The 6,704-nt window shown below is 46.0% G+C and carries 8 protein-coding genes; 5 read left to right on the forward strand and 3 right to left on the reverse strand.

The window, feature by feature from the left end:
• Positions 1-21 precede the first annotated feature (21 nt).
• The 3 genes from QUA00_RS29345 (at position 22) to QUA00_RS29355 (ending at position 3,077) form a co-directional block, all read left to right on the forward strand.
• Positions 22-831: a metal ABC transporter ATP-binding protein gene (locus tag QUA00_RS29345; protein WP_333286992.1), complete on the forward strand. Its 810-nt coding sequence runs from the start codon at positions 22-24 to the stop codon at positions 829-831.
• A 469-nt stretch (positions 832-1,300) separates the two neighbouring features.
• The gene (locus QUA00_RS29350) at positions 1,301-2,197 is read left to right on the forward strand and encodes a metal ABC transporter permease (protein WP_333107437.1); all 897 of its coding nucleotides are present in this window, start codon (positions 1,301-1,303) and stop codon (positions 2,195-2,197) included.
• A 421-nt stretch (positions 2,198-2,618) separates the two neighbouring features.
• Positions 2,619-3,077, forward strand: a complete 459-nt coding sequence (locus QUA00_RS29355) for a peroxiredoxin (RefSeq protein ID WP_333148412.1) — start codon at positions 2,619-2,621, stop codon at positions 3,075-3,077.
• Positions 3,078-3,394: 317 nt separating this feature from the next.
• Here QUA00_RS29355 and QUA00_RS29360 read toward each other — a convergent pair whose 3' ends face one another.
• Together QUA00_RS29360 and hpf are read right to left on the reverse strand one after the other, a co-directional pair.
• A complete protein-coding gene (locus QUA00_RS29360) occupies positions 3,395-4,033 on the reverse strand; it encodes a Uma2 family endonuclease (protein WP_333412048.1) in 639 nt (212 codons plus the stop codon).
• Positions 4,034-4,208: 175 nt separating this feature from the next.
• Entirely contained in the window at positions 4,209-4,862 is a 654-nt protein-coding gene (gene hpf / locus QUA00_RS29365; RefSeq protein ID WP_333143055.1) for a ribosome hibernation-promoting factor, HPF/YfiA family, read from the reverse strand.
• A 152-nt stretch (positions 4,863-5,014) separates the two neighbouring features.
• On the opposite strand from hpf, the gene lipB reads away from it, so the two are divergent.
• Positions 5,015-5,698 carry a lipoyl(octanoyl) transferase LipB gene (gene lipB / locus QUA00_RS29370; protein ID WP_333143056.1) on the forward strand — a complete coding sequence of 228 codons (684 nt, stop codon included), beginning with the start codon at positions 5,015-5,017 and terminating at the stop codon, positions 5,696-5,698.
• Positions 5,699-5,761: 63 nt separating this feature from the next.
• Here the strand turns inward: lipB and QUA00_RS29375 are convergent, their stop codons facing one another.
• Entirely contained in the window at positions 5,762-5,986 is a 225-nt protein-coding gene (locus QUA00_RS29375) for a helix-turn-helix domain-containing protein (RefSeq protein ID WP_333143057.1), read from the reverse strand.
• A gap of 221 nt (positions 5,987-6,207) precedes the next feature.
• On the opposite strand from QUA00_RS29375, the gene QUA00_RS29380 reads away from it, so the two are divergent.
• Positions 6,208-6,441: a hypothetical protein gene (locus tag QUA00_RS29380; protein ID WP_333053920.1), complete on the forward strand. Its 234-nt coding sequence runs from the start codon at positions 6,208-6,210 to the stop codon at positions 6,439-6,441.
• Positions 6,442-6,704 lie beyond the last annotated feature (263 nt).

Below are 6,704 nucleotides of genomic sequence, written 5' to 3' on the forward strand. Positions count from 1 at the left end.
AAAGGAGATAGACTCACCCCCATGAATACCGCCGCCTTCCCCAACGAGAATCCTTGGTCTAAAATGGTTTGCCACCTCAAAGACAGCGCTACCGACACTGAAATTATCGCTGTTAAGCACTTAGCAGTAAACTACCGCACGGTAGAGGCACTCAGAGATATCAATCTTTCCGTCAAACCGGGAAGGCTGACGGGTATTATTGGCCCCAACGGTGCCGGCAAAAGCACCCTAATCAAAGCAATGTTGGGCTTAATTCCCGCCGATCGCGGCACTGTTACCTGGGGCGAAGAAGCGATCGCCGATCGACTCGAAACAGTAGCCTACGTGCCACAGCGATCGCAAATTGACTGGAACTATCCCGCCACCGTTTGGGATGTCGTGATGATGGGAAGAGTCAGAAAAGCCGGATGGTTTCGCCGCTTCTCGGCAGCTAGCCGCCGCACCGCTGCCGATGCCTTAGAAAGAGTAGGCATGAGTGCTTACAAAGACAGACCGATCGGGCAACTTTCCGGCGGACAGCAACAGCGAGTATTTCTAGCTAGAGCCTTAGCCCAAGAAGCCGCTATTTTCTGCTTTGATGAGCCGTTTGTCGGCGTTGACCAAAAAACTCAAAATATTATTTTTGACATCTTCCACGAGCTAGCAAATGCCGGGAAAATAGTCTTAGTAGTCAACCACGACTTAGGCGAATCAATTACGAATTTTGACGATTTAATTTTGCTAAATACAGAATTGATTGCCGCTGGTTCCCGCCAAGAAGTGCTAACAAAAGAAAACCTTTACCGCGCCTACGGCGGACAAGTAATGTTCTTTGCCGGACAAGCCGCTTAATTAGCCAGCAGTCAATCGATTTTAGATTTTAGATTTTAGATTTTCGAGGCGACCCCACGGATAAATGCGGGGGCTTGAGGATTTTCGATTTTCGATTTGGGATTCCACGGATAAATCACGTGGCGGGTACCATCAAGAAATTCTTGGTCATTAATCTAGGAGTTACACTCTTGAACGCGGTTTTTTTGATAATCTTGAATTGGGCAACGATAAATCTCAGATCCAACTCACATCTTGCACCATTCTCGCTTAACAGGCTTTCCGGCCTGTTCCACAAAGAGTGAATTTTCTTGTGGAACAGGCCTCAAGAACAGGCAAGATGCCTGTTCCACAAAGAGTGAATTTTCTTTCTTGTGGAACAGGCCGAAAAGCCTGTTCCTAAAAAGCTTATTGAGAATGGTGCAACATCTCAGATCAAACCGGTTTAGTTTGGTTGTTAGTCATCAGTTAGGTGTGATTTTATAATTTTATGATACAAACCTTAATTGAGCCGTTACAGTACGGATTCATGCAGCGATCGCTCGTAATTGCCATTCTCGTCGGCATCGTCTGCGCGATCGTCGGCAGCTACCTAATGGTACAGCGGCTGGCTTTGCTCGGAGACGCCATCAGCCACTCGGTTTTGCCCGGATTGGCGATCGCATTTATCCTCGGAGCAAACATTTTTATCGGCGCTTTCATTGCCGGAGTTTTGAGTACAGTAATCATAGCTTGGATCAAAGCTCGATCGACAATTAAAGAAGACGCGGCAATGGGCATCGTATTTTCAGCCTTCTTCGCCCTCGGCATCACCCTAATTACGATCGTCCAAAAAGACAACAAAATCGACCTCAACCACTTTCTTTTCGGCAACATCCTGGGGGTTACGGCTGAAGATGCGATCGACACAGCCGTCATAGTCGCCGTAGTCTTATTAGTTGTAGTATTCTTTTACAAAGAACTGCTATTTTACACATTCGATCCATTAGGAGCCCAAGCCACAGGTTTGCCAGTAAACCTGCTCAACTTCGGACTGATGGTACTCATCGCCCTCACAATAGTTGCCAGCCTCAAAGCCGTTGGCGTAGTGCTAGTTTTGTCCCTATTAATTACACCCGCAAGTACCGCCTATCTCCTAGTCACTCGCCTGCACCAAGTAATGATTTTAGGCGCAATAATCGGAGTTATTTCCAGCATTAGCGGAATGTATCTCAGCTACTTTTATAACTTACCATCCGGGCCCGCAATAGTTTTAGTTGCATCGGGGTTATTTGTGCTATCATTGCTGTTCAGTCCTACTCAAGGAATCCTCACCCAGCCCCGCACACACTCCGGCCAAATTCCTCCAATCTGGCGGGAATTGAAAAATTTAACCAAAGGCAGATAACAAATAACTTTGTAGTAACTCACATCTCGCACCATTCTCATGAACAGGCTTTTCGGCCTGTTCCACAATAAAATTCACTCTTTGTGGAACAGGCCGAAAAGCCTGTTCCTAAAAGGCTTATTGAGAATGGTGCAACATCTCAGTAGTAACGCTTCAGCGTCGCCCATCCCATTGTTAATAAGAATCTGCGTTAATCCCCGTGGATGTGCGGTTCAAAAAAGCCTCTCGAATTAATCCGTGTAACTGCGAATCGTCGGCTGCATCCAGATTGTGTAAAAACGGTTTTTTTTAGGAGTGCGAGAAAGCAAAAATGGGAGGCTGTCGCAGCGGGCGATCGCAACTGCGAACTATTGGTCACAAAAAACTGTACAATAACAAAAGTTAAAATTTCCCGCAAACATATCTACTAAGTTAAAAAAACATGACCGTCAAAGTAGGAGACACCGCACCCGATTTTACCTTACCATCTCAAACTGGCACATCAGTCAGCCTCAAAGATTTTAAAGGTAAAAAAAACGTCATAGTCTACTTTTACCCCAAAGACGACACACCCGGATGCACCACCCAAGCTTGCGCTTTTCGAGATAGCTACGAAGTCTTCAAAGACGCAGGCGCAGAAGTCATAGGAATTAGCGAAGATTCGCAACAATCGCACCAGCAATTTTCTGCAAAATATCAGCTACCCTTTACACTGCTGAGCGATACTGGCAACAAAGTGCGGCAATTATATGGAGTTCCAGCTACCCTGTGGATTATGCCCGGTAGAGTAACTTATGTCATTGACAAAGAAGGCGTTGTCAAGCATATTTTTGACTCGATGTTAGACTTCAAAGCACACGTTGCAGAAGCACTCAAAACTTTAGAAACCATCAAAAGTTAGAGGGATTTGCTTAAATATATTGTTGGTAGTGAGGACGAAAGTAATCAGGGCTGTTTCGGGGCAACCACGGGGAGTAGGGGTCGGATTGCCCCCTACGGAAAACCAGGATTTTGTAGGGGCGGTGCCCCCGTGCCCGCCCCCAGCCACAGATGATTTCAGGGGAATTTCAGGCATCGGGGCAACCACGGGGGGTTTGCCCCTACAAGAAAATGAAACCGCCCTGCGAAAGTCCTCATGCCTCCTTGTCTAAAAAACAAGAAAAAACTAAATTCGTGACTGCGAACTAACTGTTTGTAGTGAGGAAGAAAGTTCTGAGACTAGAGATTTTCCCGTACCCAATTTTTAAAAGCTTGAATAGCGCGGGTTCTGCCAGCAACTTGACTCTGCTGAGTGTACTGATTCACCAGTTCGACAATGGGGATATTGGGGAAAGTGGGACTCACATCAGACTCAATATATTGTTCGGCTTGCAAGACGTTGATTTGTAGCCCTCGCCGTGCGTATCGCCAAAGTTCCGGCACTCCTAGAATTTGATAATTATCCAACTGCGTGCGAGAGGTAAGATCAATTTCTATCGCTAAGTCTGGGGGCGGATCAACACTCATATCGAGGCGATTTTTACCTATAACGGCTGCTTGATTTTGAATGTAAAAACAGGTATCCGGTTCGACAGCCTGACTCATGCGTTCATTTTTCAACGTTGTGGAACCTAACGACTCAAATGCTATTTGTCGTGTTTCCAACAAAATTTTTACCATGTCGCCAATAATTTCCTTGGCTTTTTCATGTTCGGGCAGAGGAACCATAATTTCTAACCGTCCGTTACTATAGGAAAGTCGGGAAGCACGACGTTCTCCCAATTCCGCCAAAATACTTTCAAATTGTTGCCAGTTAACATCCTCAACCAGTAATTGCTGACCCGGCTGAATCTTTAATTGTCTTAACTCCAATAGCATAATTGTTCATCCGTTTTCTCTAGGAAATATGGCCCAAGTCGTGACTACGAACCATTATCTTAAAAAACCAAGAAAGGACTAAAGTCCTCACTACGAACTTCATGTTCGTAGTAAGGACTTTAGTCCTTTTTTGCTAACGGCTTGCAGCCATTAACAATTAGCACTCAGCAATTATCTAGCTTTTTGCAACACTCGATTTTTCAGATGTAGCGCTTTCGGCAGTTTTGCCATTTTTGCTATTACCGTTACCGTTGCTGTGCCGGGGTTGGATAACTCCATAGCCACCGTGAGTCTTGCGTTCGTAGAGTACGTTAATTTCGTCTGTTTCCGCATTACGGAACATATAGAAATCGTGATCGATAATCTGCAATTGTTCCAAAGCTTGTTGCACAGTCATTGGAGGCATAGCAAAATACTTAGTCCGTACCACCTCAGCAGGAAGTTCGGGAGTTCGATCGCCAATTAGATCCGCTACTACAGGATGTTCTTCAACTGCCGTAACCGTTTTAACACTACTGTGGGTCTTGTTGTCGTGGCGTTTTTCCTTAAATTTCCGCAGTTGACGAGCTATCTTGTCGGCAACCAAATCGATGCTGGCATACAGGCTTTCCGTGCTTTCTTCAGCCCGAATAACGCTGCCGTTAGCATAAATTGTCACCTCAGCAGTCTGCTTAGGATTGATCCTGGGGTTACGAGCCACCGATAGATGTATGTCCACTTCTGTAGTCAAATTTTGAAAATGGCTAACTGCCTTTTCAACCTTTTGATTGACGTACTCGCGAATCGCATCGGTGATTTCTATATTTTTACCCTGGATAACAAGCTTCATAGAGCTCCCTCCCTTCTGTAACTTCGGTATATTTTATACAGTAGCACTATGTATTCTCGAAAACACTTATCTTCCAAATCTTTTATTATATGTTGACAATTCTTGATTTAAACTGCGCCAATATTCCGTAATAACACTATTGACTTTTTTGCATGATTTCTCCTCTCATCCCTCAACAGTTAAATGCACAACCCTGCTTGCTCCTCGATTGGGGACAAGTTCCCTACTCCCAAGCTTGGGAAATCCAGCAAAAACTTGTGCAAGAACGCCGCGACAAGCCAGATTTGCCAGATGTCCTGATTTTGCTGGAACACCCGCCGGTTTACACTTTGGGAATGGGAGCAAAGTTGGAATTTCTGAAATTTGACCCAAGCCAAACTGGGGCGGAACTGCACCGAGTTGAGCGGGGCGGCGAGGTGACTTACCACTGTCCGGGCCAATTGGTGGGCTATCCGATTTTAAATTTGCGCCGTCACCAGCCTGATTTGCACTGGTATTTGCGGCAGTTGGAGGAAGTGCTGCTGGGGGTGCTGGAAGTTTTGGGGTTGAAGGGTTCGCGGGTTCCCGGTATGACTGGAGTTTGGGTGGATGGGTGCAAGGTAGGTGCGATCGGCATTAAAGTCAGCCGCTGGATTACGATGCACGGTTTTGCTTTAAATGTTTGTCCGGATCTGGCAGGTTTTGGGCAAATTGTACCTTGCGGGATTCCCGATCGACCTGTTGGCAGTTTAGAGCAGTTTATCCCCGGAATTGAGGTCGATCGAGTGCGATCGATCCTTGTCGCTGAGTTTGCTCGCGTTTTTGCGCTGGAAATAGTGCGATTCCCTACGGGATAGCTTCGCTTCACGAATGTGTAGTGTGCGTCGCTGTCAACCCTACTCCTAACCGCAGTCGGTTTTTTAAGTGCGATCGGAGTTTTCCTCCTCATACACCATTAAATCGCCCGGTTGGCAGTTTAGTGCTTTGCACAGAGCATTGAGAGTGGATTCGTCAATTCTCGTGAGGCGACGGCGGGTTTTGAGTCTCGAAAACGAAGTTGGGTGCATCCCCACCAAAGCAGCCAACTCTTTGTTGCTGATATTACGCTCGGCCATTACAACTGCCAATTTCCAACGGATGACCACTGTTGATGCTCAATTAATAGCCTGGAGTTTGCAAGCTGATGTTACCATCCCGCAACCTTCACTATCCTTTATTTAACCGCTACGGTAAATTATTTGAGGTTGGCAGTTGACTAAGTTCAGAAAATGAACTATGCTGAGGATGTACAAACGGAAAAGCGATCGCCCCTGGGCCTGGAAAACTTAAGGGCGATCGCTATCCGACTATTGCGTAGTTAAAAATCATGATATCACAGCCAAAGTCAGTTCCCGAACTCCTTCGGGAAGAAATTCCCGACGCACCCACCGGCAAGCAACCGATCCGATTGTTGATTTGCGGGATTCCCAAAGGAGTCGAAAGCCTCATCAATCTGCTGCACGTTTTGGGTTTTGCAGAAGTTGGTGAATGGAGCCCGCCTTTACCGTCCCCGATCGCAGGCGAAGTAATGCGGATTTTAACCCGTTACTGGAAAGAATAATCTTTAAGGGCGATCGCCTTTTCTTGAGTGAAGTGCGATCGCTCTTAAATTATCAAAAACATCAGGCTTAATTCTCTACCCAATCACTTAAAAACTCAACAGTAAGGATGCTAAATATCGAATCGAATTAACGAGGCGGTGTTTGCGAGACTTGGGGGTATTAGAGAGAGCATTGTAACGGTCTGTACTTAGGATCGCGAATTAAATAACTTACAATTTTAATTGTTATTGTGGGATGGGCGTCCCGCCCGTCCTTTTTGGAC

It is taken from the genome of Microcoleus sp. T2B6, assembly GCF_036700475.1.
Taxonomy (GTDB): domain Bacteria; phylum Cyanobacteriota; class Cyanobacteriia; order Cyanobacteriales; family Microcoleaceae; genus Microcoleus.

What these genes read in the sequence shown, in the direction of transcription:
- QUA00_RS29345 (WP_333286992.1), top strand. Translation starts at nt 22, where the DNA reads ATGAATACCGCCGCCTTCCCCAACGAGAATCCTTGGTCTAAAATGGTT.
- QUA00_RS29350 (WP_333107437.1), top strand. Translation starts at nt 1,301, where the DNA reads ATGATACAAACCTTAATTGAGCCGTTACAGTACGGATTCATGCAGCGA.
- QUA00_RS29355 (WP_333148412.1), top strand. Translation starts at nt 2,619, where the DNA reads ATGACCGTCAAAGTAGGAGACACCGCACCCGATTTTACCTTACCATCT.
- QUA00_RS29360 (WP_333412048.1), bottom strand. Translation starts at nt 4,033, where the DNA reads ATGCTATTGGAGTTAAGACAATTAAAGATTCAGCCGGGTCAGCAATTA.
- hpf (WP_333143055.1), bottom strand. Translation starts at nt 4,862, where the DNA reads ATGAAGCTTGTTATCCAGGGTAAAAATATAGAAATCACCGATGCGATT.
- lipB (WP_333143056.1), top strand. Translation starts at nt 5,015, where the DNA reads ATGATTTCTCCTCTCATCCCTCAACAGTTAAATGCACAACCCTGCTTG.
- QUA00_RS29380 (WP_333053920.1), top strand. Translation starts at nt 6,208, where the DNA reads ATGATATCACAGCCAAAGTCAGTTCCCGAACTCCTTCGGGAAGAAATT.